The 25250-nt window shown below is 46.4% G+C and carries 20 protein-coding genes and 1 tRNA gene; 9 read left to right on the forward strand and 12 right to left on the reverse strand.

Translation table 11 applies throughout. From position 1 onward, the window contains the following. The first annotated feature begins 308 nt into the window (after positions 1–308). The gene (locus ACLHG7_RS08765) at positions 309–4091 is read left to right on the forward strand and encodes an ATP-binding protein (RefSeq protein ID WP_410210662.1); all 3783 of its coding nucleotides are present in this window, start codon (positions 309–311) and stop codon (positions 4089–4091) included. Positions 4092–4176: 85 nt separating this feature from the next. Here ACLHG7_RS08765 and ACLHG7_RS08770 read toward each other — a convergent pair whose 3' ends face one another. Together ACLHG7_RS08770 and ACLHG7_RS08775 are read right to left on the reverse strand one after the other, a co-directional pair. After that, a complete protein-coding gene (locus ACLHG7_RS08770; RefSeq protein ID WP_410210663.1) occupies positions 4177–4740 on the reverse strand; it encodes a hypothetical protein in 564 nt (187 codons plus the stop codon). Between the two features lie 91 nt (positions 4741–4831). Continuing rightward, positions 4832–5905, reverse strand: coding sequence for a hypothetical protein (locus ACLHG7_RS08775; RefSeq protein WP_410210664.1), 1074 nt, complete (start codon positions 5903–5905; stop codon positions 4832–4834). Positions 5906–6329: 424 nt separating this feature from the next. Between ACLHG7_RS08775 and ACLHG7_RS08780 the strand changes: the two genes are divergently transcribed. The 5 genes from ACLHG7_RS08780 (at position 6330) to ACLHG7_RS08800 (ending at position 12830) form a co-directional block, all read left to right on the forward strand. Next, positions 6330–6665, forward strand: coding sequence for a helix-turn-helix domain-containing protein (locus tag ACLHG7_RS08780; protein WP_410210665.1), 336 nt, complete (start codon positions 6330–6332; stop codon positions 6663–6665). Between the two features lie 202 nt (positions 6666–6867). Next, entirely contained in the window at positions 6868–8232 is a 1365-nt protein-coding gene (locus ACLHG7_RS08785) for a DNA cytosine methyltransferase (RefSeq protein WP_410210666.1), read from the forward strand. Beyond that, complete coding sequence (locus ACLHG7_RS08790; protein WP_410210667.1) at positions 8232–9212, forward strand: DUF4928 family protein; 981 nt, start codon at positions 8232–8234, stop codon at positions 9210–9212. Before ACLHG7_RS08785 ends, ACLHG7_RS08790 begins: the two co-directional genes overlap by 1 nt. Before the next feature lie 62 nt (positions 9213–9274). Next, positions 9275–11056 (forward strand): ATP-dependent nuclease, encoded by a 1782-nt coding sequence (locus ACLHG7_RS08795; RefSeq protein WP_410210668.1) that lies wholly within the window; start codon positions 9275–9277, stop codon positions 11054–11056. 10 nt (positions 11057–11066) lie between these two features. Next, positions 11067–12830, forward strand: a complete 1764-nt coding sequence (locus ACLHG7_RS08800) for an ATP-dependent helicase (protein WP_410210669.1) — start codon at positions 11067–11069, stop codon at positions 12828–12830. Positions 12831–12944: 114 nt separating this feature from the next. Here ACLHG7_RS08800 and ACLHG7_RS08805 read toward each other — a convergent pair whose 3' ends face one another. The 9 genes from ACLHG7_RS08805 to ACLHG7_RS08845 form a co-directional block, all read right to left on the reverse strand. Further along, entirely contained in the window at positions 12945–13682 is a 738-nt protein-coding gene (locus tag ACLHG7_RS08805) for a hypothetical protein (protein WP_410210670.1), read from the reverse strand. Between the two features lie 339 nt (positions 13683–14021). Then, positions 14022–14948, reverse strand: a complete 927-nt coding sequence (locus tag ACLHG7_RS08810; RefSeq protein ID WP_410210671.1) for a hydrolase or metal-binding protein — start codon at positions 14946–14948, stop codon at positions 14022–14024. Beyond that, positions 14941–16023, reverse strand: coding sequence for a YqaJ viral recombinase family protein (locus tag ACLHG7_RS08815; RefSeq protein WP_410210672.1), 1083 nt, complete (start codon positions 16021–16023; stop codon positions 14941–14943). Before ACLHG7_RS08815 ends, ACLHG7_RS08810 begins: the two co-directional genes overlap by 8 nt. 145 nt (positions 16024–16168) lie before the next feature. Further along, the gene (locus tag ACLHG7_RS08820) at positions 16169–16546 is read right to left on the reverse strand and encodes a hypothetical protein (RefSeq protein ID WP_410210673.1); all 378 of its coding nucleotides are present in this window, start codon (positions 16544–16546) and stop codon (positions 16169–16171) included. A gap of 27 nt (positions 16547–16573) precedes the next feature. Further along, positions 16574–17539: a DUF932 domain-containing protein gene (locus tag ACLHG7_RS08825; RefSeq protein ID WP_410210674.1), complete on the reverse strand. Its 966-nt coding sequence runs from the start codon at positions 17537–17539 to the stop codon at positions 16574–16576. Positions 17540–17672: 133 nt separating this feature from the next. After that, positions 17673–17981, reverse strand: coding sequence for a hypothetical protein (locus ACLHG7_RS08830; RefSeq protein WP_410210675.1), 309 nt, complete (start codon positions 17979–17981; stop codon positions 17673–17675). Positions 17982–18140: 159 nt separating this feature from the next. Further along, positions 18141–18542: a lysozyme inhibitor LprI family protein gene (locus ACLHG7_RS08835; RefSeq protein ID WP_410210676.1), complete on the reverse strand. Its 402-nt coding sequence runs from the start codon at positions 18540–18542 to the stop codon at positions 18141–18143. After that, positions 18509–19684, reverse strand: coding sequence for a tyrosine-type recombinase/integrase (locus ACLHG7_RS08840; protein WP_410210677.1), 1176 nt, complete (start codon positions 19682–19684; stop codon positions 18509–18511). The genes ACLHG7_RS08835 and ACLHG7_RS08840 overlap by 34 nt, the downstream gene beginning before the upstream one ends. 186 nt (positions 19685–19870) lie before the next feature. Further along, a tRNA-Ser gene (locus tag ACLHG7_RS08845) sits at positions 19871–19961 on the reverse strand. Between the two features lie 122 nt (positions 19962–20083). Here ACLHG7_RS08845 and ACLHG7_RS08850 point away from each other — a divergent pair. Both ACLHG7_RS08850 and ACLHG7_RS08855 read left to right on the forward strand, forming a co-directional pair. Continuing rightward, positions 20084–21961 carry a potassium transporter Kup gene (locus ACLHG7_RS08850; RefSeq protein WP_410210678.1) on the forward strand — a complete coding sequence of 626 codons (1878 nt, stop codon included), beginning with the start codon at positions 20084–20086 and terminating at the stop codon, positions 21959–21961. Positions 21962–22127: 166 nt separating this feature from the next. After that, the gene (locus ACLHG7_RS08855) at positions 22128–23171 is read left to right on the forward strand and encodes a DNA/RNA non-specific endonuclease (RefSeq protein ID WP_410210679.1); all 1044 of its coding nucleotides are present in this window, start codon (positions 22128–22130) and stop codon (positions 23169–23171) included. 21 nt (positions 23172–23192) lie between these two features. On the opposite strand, the gene ACLHG7_RS08860 is transcribed toward ACLHG7_RS08855, so the two are convergent. Then, positions 23193–23846, reverse strand: coding sequence for a TetR/AcrR family transcriptional regulator (locus ACLHG7_RS08860; RefSeq protein ID WP_410210680.1), 654 nt, complete (start codon positions 23844–23846; stop codon positions 23193–23195). Between the two features lie 251 nt (positions 23847–24097). On the opposite strand from ACLHG7_RS08860, the gene ACLHG7_RS08865 reads away from it, so the two are divergent. Continuing rightward, positions 24098–25246: an efflux RND transporter periplasmic adaptor subunit gene (locus tag ACLHG7_RS08865; RefSeq protein ID WP_410210681.1), complete on the forward strand. Its 1149-nt coding sequence runs from the start codon at positions 24098–24100 to the stop codon at positions 25244–25246. The last annotated feature ends 4 nt before the right edge of the window (positions 25247–25250 follow it).

Below are 25250 nucleotides of genomic sequence, written 5' to 3' on the forward strand. Positions count from 1 at the left end.
TCTAACTCAGACGAACATGGAATGTTGTCATTTCCAGACTGGGTATCGCTACAGGATGTAGTGAACGGTAATAAGTCCTTTGGCGAATATACATCAGTTTTTCAGAGCGCTGCTGACGGAGGCTTATTGGATAATCCATGAGACATCACCCGTATCGATGCAGATGAATTGTTTTCTGAAGTTTGAAAATCTTTGCGGATTACTTTTTCATCAGAGAGCACAGTCGATTAACCAAGCGCATCGTTATACTTAATTTCTAATGTTTTTTGAACTACACTTATCAGCTATCCCATAATTCGAGCCGCCTCATGAGTGGTTTATTTGCAGTCCCTATTACTTCAGTCACTCAACTCACCTCTGAGCAATTAGTCCATGTAATACGCGCTGTACTACGCTCAGAATGTAGATACGCGAAGGTCAGGCCATCCTGCTTAACCATTTCAAACAGACTAACTGTTGCTGATGGTGGAATTGACGCAGAAATCTGTACCGATTCAGGGCATGTTGTTCCTACAGACTGCCTCTTTCCTTCGGGATTGTCTGGCATCCAAATTAAATCGGGCACATCTTTTAAGCCATGGACAAGTAGCTCAATTAAAGGAGAGTTGCTTAATTCAGCCGATAACTTATATCCCGAGGTCGCTCGCCTTGCTGAACGACGTGGACGCTATATCGTTGTATGTTCAGGTCATGACTTAACACCTGAACAAAGGAATGATGCTAAGGAACATATTAAGAACACTCTGGAATCAAAAGGGCATCTGAACTATAGCGATCTAATAGATGTCATTGGAGCCAGCCAACTCGCGGAGTTCATTGAGCGCTATCCTGGTATCGTATCAATGGTCACCCCTGATCCAGTGGAAGAAGCATGGGTACTTGAGGAGTGGCAGCAAGATGCCCACATGAACAATCCATTTGCTCCTTCAGAAGAGCAGCTAGCACTGATCCAACATATCCGTGAAGGAGTTATCCTCGGCGAAAGTAAACATATCCGAATTTTAGGTGAACCTGGCATCGGTAAAACGCGTCTCGTCTTAGAAGCACTAAAAGATCCTAATATTGCGCCCTACGTTTTATATATTGCACATGGATTAGACTTTGCTAAAACAGCAATCTTCCGTAGGCTCTTAAAAACCACTTATGACAAACCACTTGTGCTAGTCATTGATGAACTCCCAGAATATGAGCTCTCGGAGATTTGGAATAATTTAAAAAGACGTTGTGGCTTTCTAAGGATCATCTCACTAGATCATGGTCATGATGAAACACGAGATGAAGAAATAGAACGTATTCAAGCTCCTCGACTTACAGATGAGGCAATAAAACAGATTTTGGTCAATTGTATTGGTGAGTCTCGAGCTCTGGATCGATGGACTACTATTTGTGATGGGTCTCCTCGGGTTGCTCAAGCAGTCGCTGAAAATCTCCGCGCCAACCCAGATGATCTTCTCAAACCACCATCAACAGTTCCTCTTTGGTCAAGATTTGTCCATGGCTATGGACTCGCTGATAGGATATCAACACGTCAAATTGATTGTGTCACACAACATTTAGCACTTTTCAATCGATTCGGTTTTGAATTCCCTGTGCATGATGAAGCAATCTATATTGCGGAAATGATTGAAAGTGTAGACTCCACAATCGGATGGGCGCGCTTTCAGGAAATTGTACAAGATCTCAGAGCACGTAGGGTTTTACAGGGCAGGCATACACTCTTCTTTGTCCCCAGAGCCCTGCATTTGTACCTATGGCTACAATTCTGGAAAAATTACGGACGTAATTTTGATTTCGCAACAACGTTCAAAGAAATGCCTGAGTCTCTACAGGTCTGGTTTATGAACATGTTTAAATATGCCGATGACACGGCGCGACATGTTATTGAAGACATCATCAATCCAGCAGGTGTTTATGCTGACTCTTCCTTTCTAACTTCTGCCAAAGGATCGCGCTTTCTCTCAATCTTGGCTGAAGCCAATCCATCTGGAGTAATGAGGCTCCTTGAGGCTACGATTGGCACTTGGTCAGATGCAGATCTACTGGCATTTCAAGAACATCGCCAAAATATCGTATGGACTTTAGAAAAAATCGCGGTTTGGACACCCTTTACAGTTAGAGCAATTCGGTTACTAGTACGCTTGGCCATTAACGAGAACTCTAAATTCTCGAATAATGCCACAGGTACTCTATTCGCATTATTTAAAATCGGGCCTGAATGGGCGGCTACAGAATCTACACCAGAAAATAGACTGCCTGCGATGCTTGAACTTCTCAATTCAAGTTCTGATGCTTTAAGGATACTGGGACTCAAAGCCATGGAATCAGCACTTGATGCTCGTGGATTTGGCAGTCGTATAGTTGGTCCTGAATATCAGGGCTTAAAAGATCGAGCCAAGTTATGGATGCCTGAAACTTATAACGACTTATGGAACGCCTGTTTTCTATACTTCAATACATTAGTCAATGAGACACAGAGCTGGCCAGAACACCTTAGACCGCAAGTCTGCGAAGCCTTACTCAATGCTGTTGAAAGACAAATAGATATTCCTCCATGCACAGATTTGGCATTCGATGTACTTCAAACTCTTATGAATGACAGCAATACGTCAGCCAGTAAATTGAATCATTTTTTTTGGTTCCGGCAAGAGTACATGGATGAGGATCACTTAAAAGGAACATCAGACCGACTAAAAGCTTTAGAGAGATATAACACTCAGAAAAGCTTAGCTACTCGCTTTCAAAGATATGTTATCGATGTGGAATATGCCGAATGGGACGAACACTTCAGAGAAGGCAGTAATAAACCTAAAAATCGAGCTAAACATCTTGTAGATGCATTTGCTAAACGCATAGGAGGTCATCCTGAAAAATTCACTGAAATACAGCATCTCATTACGCCGAACTTTGATAAATACACTCAAGCATTCTGGTATTTCTCAGAGCAACTAGGACGTTATGATGCCAATCATAAGCTGCTACCCACTCTCATCCACATAGCGTTAGAAACAAAGCATCAGGGGTGCTTACATGCCTATCTTAGTACGGTCAAAACAACTAGGCCGGATCTGTATACCCGCACGCTAACTGAACTTCTTGAAGAAAAAGAATCCGCTTGGCTAGGCGCTAGTATTACACTAGGGTCTAGCTACGATCCCGTGTTATTTGATCTTTGTATATCTGCATTAGAAAAGCAGTGGGTTGACGGTTGGCCTTTCAGGCGACTAAGCTTTGGTAAAGCTTACGCAGAAATTCCTTCGGCTCAAATAAATCGCTTACTCCAAATATTTGATACAAGAGATGATCAAAATTCACTATCACTTATTATCGATCTATTAGCCGCGATTCCTTTCGATAGTGATGCACCATTCACCTCTGACTTTGTTTTCAAGAGTGTATCGCAATCAACCATAGGAGAAACCAGTCAGGATGGAATAGAAGGCTATCGCTGGAAAGAAGTCTGCGAAAAGCTTATCCGATGGAATCATGGATACACAATGCCATTGTTTAGTGCATTACTAACCAAAATGGAAAAATCGTATCGTCTAACCTACGATTCATACGTTGATCCACTAGCCAAGGAACTTGTACTCACGAATCCCTCAAATGCTTGGCAAATTATCAAAGAACACCTCGATAGCCCATTGACAGAATCAAGTTATCACTTACTTAATTGGATGGGTGGTGGCTTGTCTGTTTTTCAAAATAGAAAGGTCACACCCATTTTAGCCCTTTTACCAATTGATGAGATTTTGCAATGGATTGAAATTGATCCTGAAGAACGAGCAAGACTTATTGCTCATTATGTCCCCAAAACGCTTAGTGACGAAGAAGGCGGACAACTGACCCGAGACATATTATGCCGCTTTGGTCAATACAAAGGTGTTCAAAGTGGGGTTTCGGCTAGATTCCATTCTGGAGGATGGCAAGGTCCGACAAGTCTATACCTCCGGGGTAAACGCGAAAATTTTCGTCAATGGTTAACGATGGGCTTCCAATCTGAAGTAACACTCTGGATTGAGTCAGAAATTGAGTACCTTGACAGAAGAATCGAACATGAAGAAATTAGTGAGGAGCGCTCAAATTTCGATTGAGAAGCAAATTTATCAAAAAATAAAGACAAAAAATAATGGAGGCAAATTTGCCTCCATTATTTTTCATAAAGCTCAAAGGACAGCGTTAGTTCACATTGTCGAGCTCTGATGAGCATGAAATATTGTCTTTTCCAGACTGAGCATCGCTACAGGATGTATCAGGTTGTCCGTTCACCAGTCTGAATACCTTGCCATCTTTAAATGAAAGGCCAGTCCCAGAGCCATCTTTCAGTTGAATCGGATTGGTAAATTTGCCTTTGAATGAAGTGACAAACTTTGAATTCTGACCAAAATCGCTGTGAATTTCTTTGATGATGACAGTCCCATCACTTTTAATGGTGATGTGTTGAACAGTCTGCGCTCCGCCATCAAAGTTGTACTCTCTGGTTCCAACGAATGGTAGAGCTTCAATCGGTGCTAGCGTTGCCGCAACAGTAGTCTGGGTTGGCGCGGACGCGACGACATTTCCTTTGTGATCTACGGTCAGATCAGCGGCATCTGTAGCAAGTGGCACGGAAGCTGAAGGCGTAGCTGATGCTGATGAACTGGCTGACTCTTTGGCTGAGTTGCTGGCGTCGTCTTTATGACCACAGGCTGAAAGAGAGATCACCAGAATTGCGAGTGTGACGGCATTGAATTTGTATTGCATGATAAAGTTCCTAAAATAAGCATCTATGAAATAAATGAGATTGTTCAAAATCTCGTTCACCTAGGTAATGTGGATTTGAAATGATTTGGGATCATGGGAGGGTCAACTGATTGCGATTGATCCATTCTTCATTAGCCACTTCAGTACGGAAGGAAATACAAAAGGGGCTAGATGAATGACTCATCATGGTGCACACATTTTTATAGGTTTGAAGCTTGACCAGATTGCCTTTGATCTCAATGACTAATCCTTGAGCGGCTCGATCCCCTTCCCTGACGTTTTGGCGGAAAAGGGCTGTGCGACGTGCTAGATTTTCTTGCTGGGTTTGGGCTGCTTTGGCTCTCAGTTCAGGAAGCTTTAATACATAATTTGCGAATTGCAAAACCTGCGGATAAGTGTTTCCTGTAGCCCCGCCCCGAACCAGTCGAATTTTTAAAAGAGATGTCGGCGAATCACTATCTTGGCGATAGGCTTTAGGAAAATATTGGGTCTTAAGTCCATTTAAATTTAAAGTATAAGAAGATGACCACTCATTAAAGCCGCCTCCATTGGTAGTTTCATAACTGAAGTTGTCAGGAAGCATATGAGAAGGTATTTCTTGATCCTGATCGTAGTTGCAGTTATGAATAATTAAACTTTGGGTGTCATTCACTAATTCGTAGTATTGATTTCCATAGCTCATGCTATCAATTCCATTAAGACAACTTAGGATTCCTCCATACTCTCGCAATGTAGGGACTCGCCAATCATTGTATCCTCCGAGCCTTTCATCTTTTGCGGCAAGCATGGCATGCGGCCAATCAAATTGCTTTGGTGTCCCTACGCAGCTCTTGCCATTCCAGTTTTCTCCCACACGGCATAAACTCCAGATCAATCCTGTACTCGGGTCATGCCATAGACCTTTTGCGAAATAGCCTTGATCTTCGGCAGTCATCGGTACAGTAGTATTAGCTGGAGCTGGGATTGATTGCGCTAAGGCTTGAGTTGAAGATGCTGAATTTGTGCTAGATGGTGTAATGGCTTGATGGATGAGATTTCCTAAGAGCGATCCCACGGCATTTCCTATTGATGTCCCTTGAGAATCTGAATCATCGGCAAGCGCATGTACGCTGCAAATAGATAATAACACCCCACAAATGGACGCTTTATTTAGTTGAAATAGCATACGAATTCCCTTTTATATGTTTGGCGGATTGAGCGGCACTGACAGCCACATCTTGTTCTCAAGTGCCCAGAAGACGCTGAAAAAGAAGCCGAGCCAACACCATCCTTGTTTGACAGCTTTTACAACGCCTGAGCTATTGACATATATCTTGTACTCTTTCATCTCCCTGTACCTTTAATTAAATAAATCTCAACTAAATTAACTGTCTATCTCACCTTTCATCCTAAGTTCTAAGCAGCCCACCTCAAACACACGACCATGCGCAACTGAAAACACAGTAGTAGCGTTCAGATTCTTTAAAGCTCTTTTGATGAGTCCTGCGAAGCGGCGGAAATATACGTTTTTCGAATATATACGATATTCGTATGACTAGCCAAGAGTTTTTATACGAAATTCGTATTTTAATTTCGTGATTAATTTTCGAATGACAAATGATGCAAAAACGATCTTTAGTAGGCGGTTAAAGGAGGCACGACTTGCTCGGAAGCTCACGCAAGAAGCTTTGGGAGTTGCAATTGGATTGGATGAGTCGGCTGCTAATACCCGGATTAGTCGCTATGAACACGGAATCCATGCCGTAGAGCCCAACACGGCAGAACGGCTTGCGCAAGCATTGAACTTGCCGTTAGCGTACTTCTATGCTGATTCAGATGAGATGGCAGATCTGATTAAAAACTTTGCTCTCTTGAGCGATGAGCAACGACTAAGTTTTTTAGAAAGGATGCGTGAGTCTGTAAACGACTATTCGCAAAAGGGATAGCAACACATTCGTATATAACAAAGCGAACATGGAGATTAGAGTCGCCAGACTGGACGCTACATGGGTTCGTCTCGTGTGCCAAGTATGTGATGCATAAAGCGAGATCGTTAGATAAATCTTACACATCTCGATTGACAGGATTCGCTTCTTCGGTATACTTGCATAAGGGAGCCAAAATTTGGCGCCGATTGCAGGATACTTTATGAGCACCCCTACAGAACGCCGCACTAGTCTTCGTCTCACGAATGCGCAATACGAAGCTATTGATCACCTATGCCATTTGGACGGTGGCAAGATTCCCATGAGTACATGGATTGCTCAGGCTATTGACGAAAAAATTCTACGAGAGACTGAGCTTGCTCATACTAACCCAGTGCATTCTGGTCGCGTTGGTCGTCGTTTCTATGAGTTCTTTGCTGGCGGAGGCATGGCTCGTGCTGGGTTGGGTGCGGAATGGGATTGTCTGTTTGCCAATGACTTCAATCCGATGAAAGGCCGTGTCTACCGTGACAATTGGGATAATGGCTTGGATCTATTGGTAGAAGATATTAATAAAATTAGTAGTACACATCTTTCTGATCAGGCGGATCTAGTATGGGCCTCATTCCCTTGCCAAGATCTGTCGTTGGCTGGTGTTTATAAGGGTATCGGTCATGAGAAAGACAAGGATCAAACTCGTTCGGGGACATTCTGGCCATTTTGGCGACTGATGCGTGATTTGATAAGCGAAGGTCGTGCACCGAAGGTTATAGTACTTGAAAACGTCTATGGTGTAATGACTTCCAATAAAGGCAAAGATTTTGCAGCGATTGGAACCGTATTTTCAGATGCCGGCTATCGCTTCGGAGCGATGGTGATAGATGCTCGTCTTTTTGTACCACAATCGCGTCCTCGTGTTTTTATTGTAGGTGTACGGCCTGACGTGGTGTTGCCTAAAGATTTATTATCCTCAAAGCCAATTGATCCGTGGCACCCAGATCGCATGATTGCTGCATATGGAGGATTGTCGAAGAAAGTTCAGCAATCATGGGTGTGGTGGAATATGCCGCAGCCACAGGAGAGGACAACGAAGTTCGCTGATCTGATTGACGATCATCCGGAAGGTGTGAAGTGGGATGGTGCAGAGAAGACCGAGCGTCTGCTGGCTATGATGACTCCGACTAATCTTCATAAAATCCATATGGCTCAGAAGACTGGTAAGCGCACAGTTGGAGGGCTTTACAAGCGCACTCGCTTAGATGAAAACGGGGATAAGGCGCAACGCGCCGAGGTTCGATTTGATGATATTGCTGGTTGTTTACGAACACCAGCAGGTGGCTCAAGCCGCCAAAGCATTATAGTCGTAGAAGGTGATAGTATTCGTTCACGTTTGCTCTCTCCACGTGAAGCTGCTCGTTTGATGGGGTTGCCCGATACCTACAAGCTTCCGAGCAACTACAATGATGCTTATCACGTTGCTGGGGACGGCGTGGTGGTTCCAGTAGTACGGCATCTTGCCAAATTTATTTTTGAACCTATTCTGGCTGGGTCGGGCGGCATGGAATCTATTCGGAAGACAGCTGCATAATGAATCAACCTATATCTGCGCTTATAGCAACCTTAGAGGCTTTCGCCACGGATAAATCAGCCAATGGCAATAAGGGGCCTATTGCTGCTCTACTTGTGATCAATCGACAGGCCTTTGATTTGCAGAAAGCTGGCACCTTAGTATGGCCACTGAACAGCGACGATTGGAAGACCAACAAGCAGGGGCAAGTAAAGGGGTTGGGTGGTCCTGCAACGCAGAAGATTCTTAAAGAATATGAGATAACGCGAACATTGGCTAGTGAAGGTGGTAGAACAAGCCGTGGCAGTATGCAGCTTATGCTCGACTATATCGACCTACTTAATCAGTATCAGGCATCATACGTCGAGGTGGATCTTGGAGCGTGCGAGCGTTTTTGGGTTGAAAAAGCTCGTGAATATTTTGAACGAAAACCGTATGTTTTAAGTGTTGACCCGCTATGGGGAACGCGTAGAGCCATTCGGCATTTGCTACAGCAAGCACAAGCCCGACAGAAAGAAGGGACGGGTACTAAGTTCGTGGGAACCCTGATGCAGCATATGGTTGGCGCGAAGTTGGAAGTGCTATTAGGTGAAGGACATATAACTCATCACCATTCTAATCAGAATGATGCTGGATCGAATCGTAACGGTGATTTCGACTACGAAGACATGGTATTCCATGTTACAGGCATGCCAAGTGAAGCTTTGTTAGGTAAATGTATTGAGAATCTGAACAGCGGCTGTAAGCCAGTTGTGATCACTTCATCAAAAGGAGCTTTGGTATTGGAAGCGTTGCTTGAAGATTCGAGAAATGGCACCTATGATGGTCGCGTAGATATTCTTGAGTTCGAGCAGTTTTTGGCTTCCAATGTGATCGAACTCGGTCGATTTAACGCTTCAGGGCGTAGAGCTACTTTGCAAAAAATCATCGAGACCTACAATCTGATTATTGAAACTGTCGAAAACGATTTCAGCATGAAGATTGATCTCGGCGATAAATAACTTATTGCTCAAATTTTTACATTATTTATAAAGAAGAAATCGGATATAACGAAGGAATAAAAATGCATCTTGCAAATTTGAAAATTCTTAATTTCCGAAATTTTGAAGCGGTTGATATTCCTCTGGCAGGCAACATGGTTCTTTTGGGGGAGAACCGTGTTGGGAAAAGTAATTTACTTTTCGCTATTCGACTCGTGCTTGACCAAACTCTTTCAGATTCCGCACGCCAGTTAAAGCTCTCTGACTTTTGGGATGGTTGTGATTTGTCACAAAGCCCACAAATTGAAGTCCATCTCGATTTTGCCGACTTCGGTAGCGACCCAGCTTTAGTAGCGTTATTGACTGACTATCGTACTGCTGAAGATTCTACGGTTGCGAGGCTAAGTTATGTTTTTCGCAAAAAAGTAGAAGTTGCTGGTGCGCCTCGGACAGGTGAAGATTGCGAGTTCTTGATCTTTGGTGGTGGGGATGAAACTCGCAACGTATCCAATCGGGTACGTCGTAGAATTGCACTAGACATGTTGGATGCTTTACGTGATGCAGAAGGTCAACTTGCATCTTGGCGCAACTCACCATTACGACCATTAATAGAGGACGCAATTGCGTTAGTAGATCGGACTGAATTAGAAAAGGTCGCCGCTGATCTTGAATCCGCAACTAAAAAAGTAGAAGGCTTCCCATCAGTAAAAGCATTAGAAGACTCTCTGCGAGAGGGGATTCTTGACCTGGCAGGGAGTGCTCAAGATATCGACGCAAGATTGCGTTTTGCCCCTACTGATCCGTTACGTTTATTTCGATCAATCGGAATGTTCATTGATGGCGGAAAGCGCAGTATCAGTGAGGCTAGTTTAGGCTCTGCGAACGTTGCACTAATTGCTTTGAAGCTCGCAGAGTTTGCATGGCGAAGGTCTAAGAATGAGCGTAACTATTCTTTGCTCTGCATTGAGGAACCCGAGGCCCATCTCCATCCTCAACTCCAAAGAGCTGTTTTCGACAAACTCTTTCTAGATTCTGATCCAGAACAAGCGTTAATAGTCACTAGCCATTCGCCTACCCTTGCGGCGATTGCACCACTACGTTCAATCGTGAATCTAAGAACAGTAAAAGGCAGGACACAAGCCTACTCTCTTGCAAAACTACCTGTTTCACCCGATGAACTTGATGATATAGAGCGTTATCTAACAGCTACTCGATCAGAATTACTTTTCGCACGAGGTGTCATTTTTGTCGAAGGAGATGCTGAAGAGGCTTTAGTGCCGGGATTCGCAGATGCTCTAGGCCATAATTTAGACGAAATTGGAATTACAGTGTGCAATGTTGCTGGAGTCAATTTTACTCCATATGTGAAACTTGCTGGTAGCTTAGGTTTGCCTTTTGCGGTTATTACAGACTGGGATCCTTTGGATGGAACCAAGCCTCCACTTGGAAAAGCACGGACAATTGGAATATGGGACGCCTTATGTGCAGTATGTAAATCTGCCCCCGTTTTGAAAACAAAAGGCCGGAAATGGTGTGATACAGCAAACTTTCTTGCTTTCAGCAAAGCTTGGGCGCGTAGAGGCATTTTTTTGAATGATCAAACTTTTGAGGTTGCAATAGCTGACACTCCTGATTTACTTGACACTTTACTTGATATTCTGGATGAACAAGGATTTGGCCCAAAGCGCACGGCAAGAATTAAAGCATGGCGTGCAGGTAATCCAGTAAATAGTACACAACTATTGGCAATGGTTGCAGATATTGGAAAGGGGCGCTTAAGTGCCAAACTCAAGAAAAAAATCTCGGGATTAGAACCGCCAGCCTACATAGCCTCCGCTATTCAGTATGTAGTGTCTCATGTTTAATCGTACTGCAATGTTACAGGCGCTAGAAGATCTCAAGCGTAATCAAGAACAATTTGATGCAGTTCACGAAAGTGGACATTGTGTAGTGCTTGCTGGTCCCGGCAGTGGAAAGACCAAAACCTTAACAACTGCAATTGCACGCGTGCTTATGGACGAAGTCATAGATCCCCAAGGAATTGCGTGTATCACCTATAATAATGAGTGCGCGATAGAGCTTGAAACACGTTTGGCGAAATTCGGTGTGATGGGCAGTGACCGTAATTTTATTGGGACTGTTCACAGTTTTGCTCTGACTCAAGTAATCATGCCCTATGCTCGATGTATTCCTGGGCTTCTTCCTAATGATTTTCGAGTCGCAACTTATGATGAGAGAAAGGATGTAGTGGAGGCGGTCTATAACAGGCTCTATAACGATGGAGGTGATCCGCATAAACAGTGGGGGTTTGCCGAGGAAAAGCGTCGTAGTGAAGTTGATCGTAGCCTCTCATCGTGGAAAGGACGGAACCTTGAGCTCGCTGAATTCATAGAAGCGTATGAAGAGGAGCTACACCGAAGAGGATTGATTGACTTCGATGATATGCCACTGATTGCCTTCCGAATGATCAAAGATCATTCTTGGATTCGAGAAGCTTTATGTGCCCGTTTCCCAATCCTATTTGTCGATGAGTATCAAGACTTGGGACATGCACTTCATGATTTGGTATTGTTGCTTTGCTTCGAAGGGAATATTCGATTGTTTGCGGTAGGTGATGCCGATCAATCTATCTACGGTTTTACAGGAGCAAATCCTGAGTTGCTACAAAGTCTCACTCAACGACCAGATGTACGGACAATTCAACTGCGTTTTAACTATCGCTCTGGTGCGAAGATTATTCGAGCATCTTTAGGCGCACTTGGTGAGGAGCGAGACTATCGCGGCGTTGATGACGCGCCTGATGGGGAGCTAACTTTCAGGCCAATCAACGGCGATCATGACTTACAGGCTCAATATATCGCAGACACTGTCTTGCCAAGTTTGATAAATAGAGGCATTCCACCTGAGGAGATCGCAATTCTCTATCGTGCTGCTTGGCTCGGAGATAAGGTCGCAAACGCTCTCGAACTCAGAAGTATTGCATTTCAGCGTAATGACACCAATGCCTTGGTGAAACGCAGTTCTCGATTCGCTCGATTTATCGAGGCATGTGCTATCTGGGTAACGGGTGGGTGGAAAAGTGCAGAGCCGCCGTTCATGCGGTTACTTAATCAGGCACTTAGCATTGTATTTGGCAGGCACTTCAGCGAATCAGAAGAGCAGATGTTGACGCTTCAGCTAATAAGTTTCTTACAAAGCAGTATTGATGCTGGAGAGACGACTAATGCTTGGCTATTACGATTTTATCAAGAGTTGGTCTTGTCGTGGCAAAAAATTACTCGCAATACTGATCCTGAATGGGACGTTTGTTTGAAGTTAATTGAGCGGACAGATCCATCGAAAGAGCTTGACATGCCACTTAACATTTTTTCTGGCCGAATTGAAGGTAGTGGTCGAGTTACATTGACCACGCTCCATAGCTCTAAAGGCCGTGAATTTGATGCGGTCATTTTGTTTGGAATCAACGATGGTGATCTGCCAAATTGGCGTGACCAAAAAAGTGATCGTTCTCTTCGTGAGGCGAGGCGTCTCTTCTATGTAGGGGTGACCCGCCCTAGAAAAGAACTGTGTTTAGTCTATCAAAGTAAAAATCACTCACCATGGGTTGCTGAGCTTTATCGCCGAAGTCAGCAGGTTTAAGTAAAAATCTACTCTGGTAAATAGCTACTATAATCCTAGACGATGATTGCATTAGCTCCCTCTTTCACCTTTAAAGGTGAAAGAGGGAGCTATATGTCTTAGTACGTTTATGGACTACAAAATGAAGCTTCCTTGGTCCGAAAAACCTGCAGGCTCAATTACTGCTTGAGCTACCCGTGCCTGTATAACACGTTTGCATGAAAAGCCTTCGCCTCCGTCCATGATCCACGCGCCCACTGTTCGCTCCAGCCAACCGTGCGCAAAAGCCATCCCATAAGTTGTTCCATAGCATTCAGAAGCATTAACCTCGTTATTACGTGGAGCAAGAAGCACATGGAAGGTTAATGCACCCCCGCTGGATGCCATAACACTGGCTATTGCTGGGATGTTGCTATCAAATAAGAATTGATATTGATAATGTGCGCTTTCTCCTCTTGGCCACCAATTCTCTTCTGGCGATAAACCAAAGAGTCTTTGCTCTAAGCCCGCGTTGATTGCTGATACCATGAGGTTGCGCCATGCTTTCCAACGTACACCACGAAACTTGCGAAGTGGGTAGTTACGAAATGGCGAATAGGACTCGTCAAAGGCAGGTAAAATAATCAGATCATCTGGTATTGAATAGCCAAATCGTACTAAGCATTCGATCAGTTGAGTATTATCGGGTTTATTAACCTCTGCAGTAGCATTTCCAGCAAACTTTGCTCGAAGTGCTGCATAGGTCTTGAACCCCAGAGCGGCTGCAATTCCTTCGCTCAGGTGAGATGAAGAAACGTCACTTAAGTGGCTCTTCGCCGACTTTTTTAGATTGCGGAATGCAACCTTAGAAATGAAGATGGTAGATTTAGACATGCCTATTTCCTTTTTGCTAAGTCGATGTCTGCCGATTACACATCGACCGCCAAAGAAAAGGCGAGATCGGATATAAAATGCAAAGAACGTCGTTTAACCCGGCAGAAGGTTCAGCATGACGCGGCTTGATATGGTTATCTTAGCACATCTATTTCGAGAGGCAAGAGTAAGGAGTTGGCCTTGCCTAGTCACTGCTGAAGACAAAAAAATCATTTCTTATTTAATTACTTAAAATGAATATGATGACTTTTGTGCAATGATGAATGTAGAAAAATAAAAATTCAAATAGATTTAAAATGAAAAACCACATCCATCTCACTGGGAGACAGATGCGGCTTGTTAAGCTGCCTGATTTGATGAGCTTAAGGATTTTTGATCCAACTTCTGCTTTAGACTTGATTTTTCACCAGTGATTGGTGGAGGTGCAGTATTAGTCTGAACACGTTGGATTTCCCCATTCTCTTCCGTCGAGTAGAACTCCTCCAACACTTCAGGAATCTCATCCTCACTAAACTCATATGCCGCATTGCCAAAACCAAGCCGAGCAGCATTCTCTAAAGCCTGTTGATCATAACCACAGGCTTTACGATGGGCATTGAGCTGAATGGCATCCGTAATGGCCTGCTCAATCGAAATGCCGTCTCGGATGGTCAGATCGACATAATAGATCGCCGACCGATGACTCTGCGTAGTGCTCTTGCCACGAAGCCTAAGCTGGAGTGGCAAGCATGAGAGCAAGTCACCCGACACCGCTTGGTAATAACTCAGCCTCGCAGCAAGGCTACGAATGCTGTTATACCCCGTGGTTCTAAAGATGAATGTCCCCATCTCATCGTCATCGCCAATCTTCACATTGAGCCTGCCATATGGTTTGCACATGTTGTTCTTGGCTAGAGGGCAATGATCTGGCGATGGGCAAGGCAAGGTTTCAACGCCGTTATCGGTATAACGACGGCATGTCTCTCCATTGCCAACGCAGAGCGGTCGCCCATTCTGCCGATCAAACATACTGTATTCCGCACGCAGATTCAGATCAGGATCGTTAAACAGCATCCTGACAGGGATTGAGCGGATCTTGCCATTGGGTGAGTCCTTACGAAGTAGCTCATCAAGCGGATGGTTGACCCATCCGTCTCTGGTTTGTACCTGTGAGGTAATGGTAAATTGGTCGTCCTTTTCAGGTAGACGTTTACCATCCTTGACCACTACTCGACCGATACTTATTCGCCCCAGAATCGGCGGTGTGATTGCGAGACCTTTAATCATGATGCTGCTCCTGAGGTTCAGATTGAATGGTTTGAGTTGATGAATTACTTGCTGCCGATGCTGCATTGACTAGAAAGCGACGGCTCCCTGACTTACTGCGCTTCCACGTCACACTCCCAGATCGAAAGATAGCTTTACTGGCCTCACCCATGCACTGTTGAATCGTTTGCTTGAGCTCAGATTCAACCAGCTGACGTGACTCGATTTCGGCACGCATCTTCACCATGCCAACGAATGCCGTCGTCATGGCTGGATCATCGGTGAGATCCAGAGAGTTGCCTGAGTCGTAGGGATACAAAGCCCGTAGCGCTTGCCCAGCCGAATCAGACCCATCAGCCGGTGGCTCCGTATCAGTTATCACGTACTGCCAGAACTTACGCTCTAGCTCGATGAGACGATCAATCAGCTCATCATCGCGTTCAATACGATAGACCCGGATCTCCTGACCACAGATCAGCACACAGACATCTGCTGCTTTCTTGCCTGTGACTGCCAGTTGATGCTGTACCTGACACTGCACATAGTCCGGCACGCCATCCCGCCACAAACGACTACCAAATTCACCTGCCGTCTTGCACTCCAGAATCTGCACCTCATCATTACCGACTATCGAATAGTCTAGATTGGCCAGCATCCAGCTTTTGTCTGGATCGGTGTGCTGAAGGACAGAGTTGATGCGCCGTACCTTGTGGCCGGTGCGTTTGGTGTAGTGCTGCGCCACAATCGGCTCTAAGATATGGCCCCAGTACATCGGTGAGGTTTCATCATCGGGATCAATCTTTGGCAAGTTGTCATCACGACCTGTTTTAATCATCCATAGCTCAAGCTGGGATTGGTAGGGATTAAGACCCACCGCAGCAGCGGCATCACTGCTACCGATCCCTTGTTTACGAGCTTCCAGCCATTCGTCACGGCTAAGGGCTTTGGTTGAGACTAAACGCAATGCACCATGTACCCTACGTGAAGAGTTTGAATCATCAGGTGGTGTATTGGATGGAGTAGCTGTACGGCCTCGTTTGGCTATAACAGGCTTGGCCGTGGTAATAGCTGAGACTGAAGAAATAGCGGTATTCATAAAAATCTCCTTAAACGCATAGAGGCTCTTTACCAGATCGGTAACGAGCCTCTATGCCGTGTTGAATTTAAAATGGGGTGGATTAAAACGCTGTAGCTGAGCTGTGAATGTGTAGCTGGGGTAAAAGTGATTGCAGGTTTAGATATTAAGGCTTAAAAAATTTCTGAAGCAAATAACTGATATGGGCCTGTGCACACGCCTGATCTGGTAGATGTCCTGTATGTAGCACGGCATGTTGTAGCCATATCCCGAATGCCACAATCACCTCATACTCAAAGACGCCTGCAAAGTCCGTATCGACATGATCCCAGATATTCGCGACTTCATCCCAAACCAGTGGCAAATAGCTACAAGCAGCCATGACTAGCTCCAGACAACCCTGATTCCAATGTGTCAGGACTGTATCGAACGTCTTAGGATCAGATTGGATAGCAAATATGCCTTCATACAGAAAAGCTCCCCAGACCGCCGCAACAGCAACGGGTAGAGAGGAGCCTTTTTGTGGTGTTTCAATAATAACCATGACGACCTCCTCGAATTGAATCAGCCGTCATGCCGCCATCAACACAGCCTGCTCTAAAGCTTTCTGCTTAATCAGCGCACCCTGCCCAAACCATGCAGAATCGAGACGATGATCAGTGCTGCGTGCACGGCGCTCAAAATCGATGTATTCCGTGACCGCATTGAGTAACCCGAAGGCTGTTCCTTTGGCTGAATCCAGATCAGCACCTTTACCCCGACCTTGGTAGAGCTCTAAGGCTTTAGACATGGCACGCTCATTGGCCTGACCCAGAGATTTAGAGTTAAGGTTTTGATCGCTAAAGACGCGGAGGAAGTAAAGTTCCGCTTCTACCGATTTGACTTTACGCTCACTCAAGCCTTTCATGCGATACATGAAATCATCCCATGAAGAGACAGTAATCCCGAGTTGCCGTTTGACAGCATCTGGATCGAAGCTGGTACTGTGGGGGACTTTGACAGCTTGCGCTCCACCAGCCAGTGCAACTGCTAAAGTATTGTTGCAGACGACGCGGATACTGGTGAATTGAGCGGTAGTAGCGAGTGTGCCATCACAAGCGGTTGCCAGTAAGACATAGCCATTAGTCACGTCTTTGCCTTTCAATGCTGTGGATTGACCTGTTTTAGCCAGTGCCCAGATCTTGCGACCACCTTTAAGAACTCCCGCAGTTTCGAGTTCAAAGCCAGATTGTTCGGTCCAATCACGGTAAAATTCTAAGATCGCACGGGGTTGTACGACTTGGTAACGCTGACTGACGACGGACAGTGGTACATGGGTATCAGAACGGAATAAGACCTTGTTATCCATAAAGGCATGAATAGATCCTGATGTACCACTGGCTTCAGTCATGTAGCGAACTGGTGATTCCAAGATCGACCAGTCCATGCCTGCTTGCTCTGCCCAGACCTCTAAAGGTTGATGCGGTGAGAGCTGATTACCGAGGCCATGCCAAGGGGTTGAGCCTGTAAAAGCCATTGTTTCGATAAGATGTGCCATGATGTATTTCCTTAAATGATTTGATAAATAGCGCGCACAGCAAAGCCACTGAACCCTGTCAGTTGGGATTTAGACCATGCGGATTTGGGGTTAAACAGAAAAGATCGCGTTTGAAACGGTACGGTGAAGCTTGTTAATGATGCTCACTGCTAAAGTTATAGCCGCAGTCGATACAGTGGTAGTTATTGAGAATCTTGTCATCGATGACTTCACCGAGTGCTGCACCCGTGGCATAGCCTGTTAGACCCCCGACTAGACCACCAAGAATTGCGCCGGCAAGGCTACCGATTGGACCTCCGATGAAACCAACGGCGGCACCGATTTCTGCACCGCCCATTGCACTGGCTGCACCAGCAGCAGTACCAATAGCACCGCCTGTTTTACGGGCATAGTCTTTGGTTTCAACGCGGGCTGAATGACATCTTGGACAGATGATGGGCATGTTGAGTTACTCCTGAAGGTAAAGAAAATGGATATAAAAAAAGCCTGCCATTGGCAAGCTTCTCTAGTTTCTAGAAAAAAGTAGAAGAGGAGTATTGGCTCCATCTATATGTTATATATCTGAAAAAATTTACTTTTCTAATCTAAGCAAAAGCCTCAATTACTGAGACTGCTCTCCGGAAAGTCGTCCTGATAACTCGTCAGTCCTTGTCTTATATAGCTGGCGAATACATTCAGTATTCGTACACTGATTGCGAGCATGCAGCCAGCCTCTTTGCTCATGTTTGAGATCATCAGTTTTTTTAAGTGCGGCATACTCGCTATTTAATTTAGAATCAGCAGCAATAAGCTGTAGATCATTACAAATGATGTGCTCAACACTCGTTCGAGCAAACTCGCAGTTAAATGATGCGGATAGATTAGATGGTGAATTATTCACAGTTGCAGATGCTTGCGAGGCTTCTGTATTTTGTTGAGTAGGTGCTGTATTGGTTTCGGCTGTACGTATCGTCTGTATTGCTTGAAATTTTAGGTTCTTAGTGAATCCAAATACTCTGCCCATTCTTGCATCATCTTACGTCGGTAATCTAAATGCTGTGCATGGTTGTATGCTGAAGATACAGCGCTGCCTACCGTATGCGCCAATTGAATCTCAATGGCATCGTGCATGTAGCCTTGCTCATGCAAAGTTGTAGAGGCCAGCCCCCTGAAGCCATGTCCCGTCATACGCCCCTTATAGCCCATACGCCATAGAGCACTCAGCACAGCATTTTCGCTTAACGGTTTATAAGAGCTTTGATTAAAAAATACGTACTGGCGCTTACCCGTTAGTGGCACCAAGCTCTTCAATACTGCAATCGCTTGGGTTGATAATGGCACGATATGCTGAGCCTGCATCTTCATTTTCTCTGCGGGGATGCGCCACTCTTTCTTTTCAAAATCAACCTCTGTCCATTCCATAAACCGCATTTCTACGGTTCGAACAAAAGTTAGGCACATCAAGTTTAAAGCAGCTACAACAAGTACATCTCCTGTATAGCTATTAATATCTGCAAGGAGTTTTGGAAGATCTTTCGCATCAATCCTCGCCATGTGCTTCACTTTACGCGATTTGAGCGCTTCAGCTAAATGCGGCGTGGGATCGTTCTCTATCAAACCTTGCCTAATTGCATAACGAAAAATTGCCCCTGCTAATGGAATGCTACGCTTGGCCATCTCCAGGGCACCACGAGCTTCAATTTTCTTTGCCGCAGCAAGAACATCTTTGCCCTTGATAGTATCAATCGGCATATCACCTATTTCAGGGAACAGATCTTTTTCGAACGTGGACAAATCGCGAGTCATAGTCACTGGCTTGATTACATCTCGACGATCATCCATCCAAGCTAGCGCGAGTGTTCTAAATGTCGACTTGCCACTGTCTACATTTTTGGCTTCATGCTTTGAGGCCGTTGGATCTATGCCCTGCTGTATTAGCTTGCGAGCCTCATCACACTTCAGCCGCGCTTCCTTAAGAGTCACCTCGGGGTAAATGCCTATGCTATATGTTTTCTGCTTACCTTCAAACCGATACGCCATACGCCAATACTTACCACCATTAGCAAACACATGGAGTTGCAGCCCTTTCCCATCAGAATGTTTGACGGGAGCCTTCTGACCTAGGGGTGGCAACTCGACTTTTCTTAAAAATGCATCTGTAAGCATGGCTATTTGCCTTCGCAGTGTTGGTATGTTGGTATTTCTTCAAACACCGTTATATACCAACAAATCTACCAACACAATAGCTCGGATTCGGCGACATCAGACTGGACATCATCGGACATAAAAAACCCCAGAACCTTGCGGTTACTGGGGTTTTCAGACTATATCGGATCATATAGGACTTACATTTGGCGGTGAGAGAGGGATTCGAACCCTCGATACGGTATTAGCGCATACACACTTTCCAGGCGTGCTCCTTCAGCCACTCGGACACCTCACCAAGGGGCGGTAGTCTAACGAAAAACCGATTGAAAGCCAATCATATTTTTTGAAACCCTGCACTGCGACTGTCATTCATTCAATGTTACCATGTGCGCTACAGTACAGATTGGATTTAGACCTATGCAGGCTATGCAACAGCGCCCAGCAATGTCCGCGTTGACTCTCGCAGCATTGGGTATCGTGTTTGGCGATATCGGAACCAGCCCTCTTTATGCATTAAAAGAATGCTTCCACGTATCTCACGGTATCGCGCTCAACCATGCCAATGTTTTGGGCGTATTGTCCCTGATCTTCTGGTCACTGATGATCGTGGTATCCATCAAATATGTCATGGTCATCATGCATGCGGACAACAACGGCGAAGGCGGAATCATGGCGCTGCTGGCGCTAAGCCTCAGAAGCAAACGCATCGGCGCCAAGACCCGCGCCGGATTGATCGCGATTGGTCTCTTTGGCGCGGCGTTGTTCTTTGGGGATGGCATCATCACCCCTGCGGTGTCCGTACTCTCAGCGGTTGAAGGCTTGTCGATCATGACGCCCGTCTTCACCCCCTTCGTGATCCCGATTACCATCGCGGTGCTGATCGGCTTGTTTATGATTCAGCGCAAGGGCACAGGCTCGGTCGGTCGTTTCTTTGGTCCGATTACCCTGCTGTGGTTTGTCTCCTTGGGTGTGCTCGGGATCATGAGCATCATTCAAAATCCTTCGATTCTACAGATGGCAAGCCCGCACTGGGCGGTGATCTTTGTGGTCAGTCATCCAATCGCTTCCTTTATTACCATGAGTGCGGTCGTGCTGACCATCACCGGTGGTGAAGCGCTCTATGCCGATATGGGTCACTTTGGGCGTAAGCCAATCCAGATGGCGTGGTTTGTTGTGGTGCTGCCCAGTTTGCTACTGAACTATGCAGGTCAAGGCGCACTGCTGCTGCGTGATCCTGCGGCGATTGCCAATCCGTTTTATAAGCTGATCCCTGAGATGGCTCTGCTGCCGATGATCGTGCTTGCGACGATTGCAACAGTGATTGCGTCTCAAGCAGTGATCTCTGGCGTGTTCTCGATTGCGCGTCAGGCGATGCAATTGGGCTATCTGCCCCGCTTTACGGTCATGCATACCTCAGAGTCTGAGATTGGTCAGATCTATATTCCTTTTTTAAACTGGCTGCTGCTGATCGCCATCCTCGTGCTGGTGGTGATGTTTAAATCCAGCTCGAATCTGGCCTCAGCCTACGGTCTGGCAGTCACCATGACCATGCTCTGCGATACCTTGCTGGTCGGTTTTGTGATGTACAACCTGTGGCGCTGGAAAGCCCCAAAAGTCCTGCTCATCGTGCTGCCCTTCCTGACTCTAGACTTGGTGTTCTTTGGCGCAACATCGATGAAGATCATCGCGGGCGGCTGGTTCCCGCTGCTGATTGGTTCGATTGCCTTCACCATCATGATGACGTGGAAACGCGGTCGTCAGTTACTGTTTGCCAAGCTGCAAAAAGATACCCTGCCACTGGATCTGTTTATCAATAGCGTCAGTACCACTGCACATACCGTGACAGGTACGGCTGTCTTTATGACTGCCAGCCAAGCCATTGTGCCGCATGCGCTATTGCACAACCTGAAGCACAACAAGATCCTGCATGAAACCAATATCCTGATGACGGTGCAGACCGAAGATGTACCTTACATCGATGAGGCGAAGCGGGTCACGGTTGAGCGGATCAATGAGCGCTTCTCGCGGATCATTGCGCGCTATGGCTTCAAAGAACAACCGAATGTGCCCGATGCAGTAGAGTTGGGTTTAAAAGAGTTGGGCTTGCCGTTTGATATGATGATGATCAGCTTCTTTGTCTCGCGCGAGCGTATCCTGCATACCGTAGGCGATGGCATGGCGCCATGGCGTGAGAAGCTGTTTATCTCGATGTCACGCAATACCAGTGCGGTCAGTGACTTCTTCCAGATCCCGACCAATCGCGTGGTCGAGATGGGCAGTCAGATCGAGATTTAGGATTGCGATGTGGCAGGATATTCCGCTGAATGTCCTGCCTCTAAACGAAGACAAAGTTGAAACCTCGGCTTTGTCTTTATTTTTGAGCTTCGATTTGAGCTTTTGTCTTTAAGCTTTTGCTTATATGTCTAGTTTCTTAATGTTTAACCGATTAACACGAGTGTCCATGTTCACTGTTTACCGATCCCTCCCTGCCGTACTGTTGATCTTCGCCATACCGTGCAGCACGCTCCATGCAGAAATCGCCACGGCTTATGCACCGGGCTATAGCAAAACTGACACTGCGACCAGCTCCGCATCGCAAGCGACTGCCACGGCAACGACTGAACCTACGGCGGATGAAGAAGCTACAGAGGCCGATGATCCGCTGTGCAGTCAGAACTATTTTAAGGGTGAGGCGCCAGACTTTAACAATCCTAACCTGTCGCAAAGCACGCAGGAATTGTGCTTTGATGGTTTTACCGTGATGTATTCGGGGATTACCCGTACCCCGCTCTGGTCCGCCGAATACCTGACCCGCGACCGCATCGAACGTGCACAAGCACTCAGTCGCATGAATAACTTCCACGAAGAAACCCGCATTGACTATACAGAGCGGTCAACACTCTCTGACTATAAAGGTAGTGGCTTTGATCGTGGTCATATGTCTCCCAATGGCGACATGGGCACGCGCGCGCAACAGTTTAATAGCTTCTCGCTGGCCAATATTGTGCCGCAAAATAGCTATAACAACCAAAATCCATGGCGGCTGCTTGAAGAAGCCACCCGAGAATTGGTCAAACAAGAAGACGAAGCTTATGTCATCACGGGGGCGGCGTTCTTGGGCAATAGCCTGCAAAAGATCGGCAATGTGATTGTGCCGTCGGATATCTATAAAGCGGTGTACTTCCCGAAACGCCAAGCCGTTGGAGTGTACTTCTCGCCCAATGATTCATCGGGGCAGGTGCAAGTGCTGACGCTTGCTGAGTTGAATGCCAAGATCGGCTTGGATCTGTTTCCACAGCTCTCCAATGAGATCAAACAAAAGCGCGTCAACATGCCGCTCTCGACCATGATGGCAACGCGGCGCGGGGATTTTGCAGGGCGGGATACACGTAGTGCGCGTAGTGACAGCTATCGCAATTATGGCGTCTCATCAGAATCACAACTCCAGCCCTCTCCGCGAGGGTTACTGGAAAGACTCTGGCGTGCGCTATGGAAGCTGAATTAAGTCAGTCGCGACTGGGCATGTTTATCCAAGGCGATACGCGCGCAAGAAGCGTTTGACGATTTCGCGGGCATATTCTTCGTCTTCATTAGCATCAGATTGAGACTCCAGGCCAAAATTACGAAGCAATTGCTTGCAACTCCCGCCAAAAGCAGACAAAAAGTGCTCGGATGCAAAAACTGGATTGGGAATGTCCAGCTTGCCTTGATCATGGGCTTGCTGCAATAAGCGCTTCATTTCATCTTGGGTATGCTGTGGGCCCGCATTGTAAAAAAGCCGAGTCAACTGCGGATTTTGCTTAGCCTGCGCCACCATTAACCGATTCAGCTCAATCGCTTCTTGCGTCTGTAGCATGCCTTGAAAACGACGCGCGATTTCATACAGCGCTCTAGAGACGGGCAACTCTTCCGGCAGATCAAATAAAACCGAAGGCAACTGATGTTCACAGTGAGCTTCGATCGCGGCGGCAAATAACGATTCTTTGTCATTAAAGTGGCTATAAACCGTCAGCTTAGACACGCCTGCCTCTGCTGCAATGGCATCCATACTACTGCCTTCAAACCCTAAACTTAAAAACAGATCCTTGGCGGCCTGCAAAATAGCAGCGCGCTTGACCATGTCCTTTGGGCGGCCGGGGCTGGCTGGAGCTGGAGATTTAAGAGGGAGTTCTGCGCTCATAGTGTTTTCAAACCATCTTCGATCCTCGGCTTATATAAGGATCAAAGAAGTATTGAACTTTTTTCACCAAATATTGAACCAGAGGGTTTACTAATATTAATATACTGCATAGTATAGCAATAATTCACCACGCTGACGACTTTTTGAGCATGGCTTTTATATCAAGGATATCGATGACATCGTCGCGATCAAAGTCGTATTCAAAGATGAAACAACAAACACAAGATCTTCTGTCTTAAAGGATACATCCCATGATTTCTCAGCAAATCAACCGCCCCATCCTCTTGCTCTCTATCGCAGTGCTCAGTGCCTGTAGCAAGCAGGAACCTGCCAAACCACAGCCGCGTCCTGCCATGGTCACTCAGCCGATCTCCGCAGGCCTACTGCTCAATAGCTATGCAGGGGATGTGACCGCACGCGTACAGCCTCAGCTCTCTTTCCGTGTGGGCGGCAAGGTGATTAAACGCATGGTGGATGTCGGCAATACCGTGAAGACAGGACAGATCCTTGCTGAATTGGATCCACAAGACGCACAATTACAACGCACCGCCGCAGCCGCACAGCTTGCCAGTGCAGAATCCGCTGAACGCGTCGCCAAGTCAGAGCTGGATCGCTACAAGCAGCTCCTTGCACCGAACGCCATCAGCCGCTCGCAGTACGATCAGGTTGAGAACCAATATAAGTCAGCAACATCCGCACTACAGCAAGCCAAATCACAATTCGATGTCGCCTCCAATCAAGCCAACTACAATACGTTGCGCGCACCTGAAAATGGCGTGATCGTACAGCGCCAAGTCGAAGCCGGGCAGGTGGTGACTGCAGGTCAAGCCATCTATACCTTAGCTGCACAGGGCGACCGCGAAGTGGTGATCGGGCTGCCTGAGCAGGACTTGCCGCGCTTTCATATTGGACAGCACGTGACCGTCACCGTCTGGTCGCAACCGGATGCTCGCTTCCCTGCCCACGTACGCGAATTGTCGCCCGCAGCGGATCAATCCCATACCTTTGCGGCACGCATCGCCTTTGACCAGCCCAATCCATCAGTCGATATCGGACAGAGCGCACGCGTGTATGCGGCAGATCCTAAAACCGCGAGCGCCCTATCTATTCCACTTTCGGCAGTGACCGCAGAGCAAGGCGCTGCCTATGTCTGGGTCCTGAACCCTTCCACCTCTGCCATCAAGCGCACCTTTATTAAAACGGGCGCTTATGATCGCGACATCGTTCCGGTGCTGTCTGGATTAAATCCCAGCGACTGGGTGGTGGTTGCCGGTGTTCAACTCCTGCATGATGGACAGAAGATTCAACCCGTAGATCGACAAAACCGCCCTGTAACCGCGACGACTGGAACACAAAGTACACCTGTGGTCGCAACGGCCCCAAACAGCAAACAGGGTTAATGCC

It is taken from the genome of Aquirhabdus sp. (assembly GCF_046462495.1).
GTDB lineage: Bacteria > Pseudomonadota > Gammaproteobacteria > Pseudomonadales > Moraxellaceae > Aquirhabdus.

Excerpts from the sequence above, each read along its gene's own strand:
- ACLHG7_RS08865 (WP_410210681.1), top strand. The coding sequence starts at position 24,098 with ATGATTTCTCAGCAAATCAACCGCCCCATCCTCTTGCTCTCTATCGCA.
- ACLHG7_RS08790 (WP_410210667.1), top strand. The coding sequence starts at position 8,232 with ATGAATCAACCTATATCTGCGCTTATAGCAACCTTAGAGGCTTTCGCC.
- ACLHG7_RS08860 (WP_410210680.1), bottom strand. The coding sequence starts at position 23,846 with ATGAGCGCAGAACTCCCTCTTAAATCTCCAGCTCCAGCCAGCCCCGGC.
- ACLHG7_RS08780 (WP_410210665.1), top strand. The coding sequence starts at position 6,330 with ATGACAAATGATGCAAAAACGATCTTTAGTAGGCGGTTAAAGGAGGCA.
- ACLHG7_RS08800 (WP_410210669.1), top strand. The coding sequence starts at position 11,067 with ATGTTACAGGCGCTAGAAGATCTCAAGCGTAATCAAGAACAATTTGAT.
- ACLHG7_RS08855 (WP_410210679.1), top strand. The coding sequence starts at position 22,128 with ATGTTCACTGTTTACCGATCCCTCCCTGCCGTACTGTTGATCTTCGCC.
- ACLHG7_RS08840 (WP_410210677.1), bottom strand. The coding sequence starts at position 19,684 with ATGCTTACAGATGCATTTTTAAGAAAAGTCGAGTTGCCACCCCTAGGT.
- ACLHG7_RS08820 (WP_410210673.1), bottom strand. The coding sequence starts at position 16,546 with ATGGTTATTATTGAAACACCACAAAAAGGCTCCTCTCTACCCGTTGCT.
- ACLHG7_RS08850 (WP_410210678.1), top strand. The coding sequence starts at position 20,084 with ATGCAGGCTATGCAACAGCGCCCAGCAATGTCCGCGTTGACTCTCGCA.
- ACLHG7_RS08770 (WP_410210663.1), bottom strand. The coding sequence starts at position 4,740 with ATGCAATACAAATTCAATGCCGTCACACTCGCAATTCTGGTGATCTCT.
- ACLHG7_RS08810 (WP_410210671.1), bottom strand. The coding sequence starts at position 14,948 with ATGATTAAAGGTCTCGCAATCACACCGCCGATTCTGGGGCGAATAAGT.
- ACLHG7_RS08795 (WP_410210668.1), top strand. The coding sequence starts at position 9,275 with ATGCATCTTGCAAATTTGAAAATTCTTAATTTCCGAAATTTTGAAGCG.
- ACLHG7_RS08775 (WP_410210664.1), bottom strand. The coding sequence starts at position 5,905 with ATGCTATTTCAACTAAATAAAGCGTCCATTTGTGGGGTGTTATTATCT.
- ACLHG7_RS08785 (WP_410210666.1), top strand. The coding sequence starts at position 6,868 with ATGAGCACCCCTACAGAACGCCGCACTAGTCTTCGTCTCACGAATGCG.
- ACLHG7_RS08805 (WP_410210670.1), bottom strand. The coding sequence starts at position 13,682 with ATGTCTAAATCTACCATCTTCATTTCTAAGGTTGCATTCCGCAATCTA.
- ACLHG7_RS08765 (WP_410210662.1), top strand. The coding sequence starts at position 309 with ATGAGTGGTTTATTTGCAGTCCCTATTACTTCAGTCACTCAACTCACC.
- ACLHG7_RS08825 (WP_410210674.1), bottom strand. The coding sequence starts at position 17,539 with ATGGCACATCTTATCGAAACAATGGCTTTTACAGGCTCAACCCCTTGG.
- ACLHG7_RS08815 (WP_410210672.1), bottom strand. The coding sequence starts at position 16,023 with ATGAATACCGCTATTTCTTCAGTCTCAGCTATTACCACGGCCAAGCCT.
- ACLHG7_RS08835 (WP_410210676.1), bottom strand. The coding sequence starts at position 18,542 with ATGGGCAGAGTATTTGGATTCACTAAGAACCTAAAATTTCAAGCAATA.
- ACLHG7_RS08830 (WP_410210675.1), bottom strand. The coding sequence starts at position 17,981 with ATGCCCATCATCTGTCCAAGATGTCATTCAGCCCGCGTTGAAACCAAA.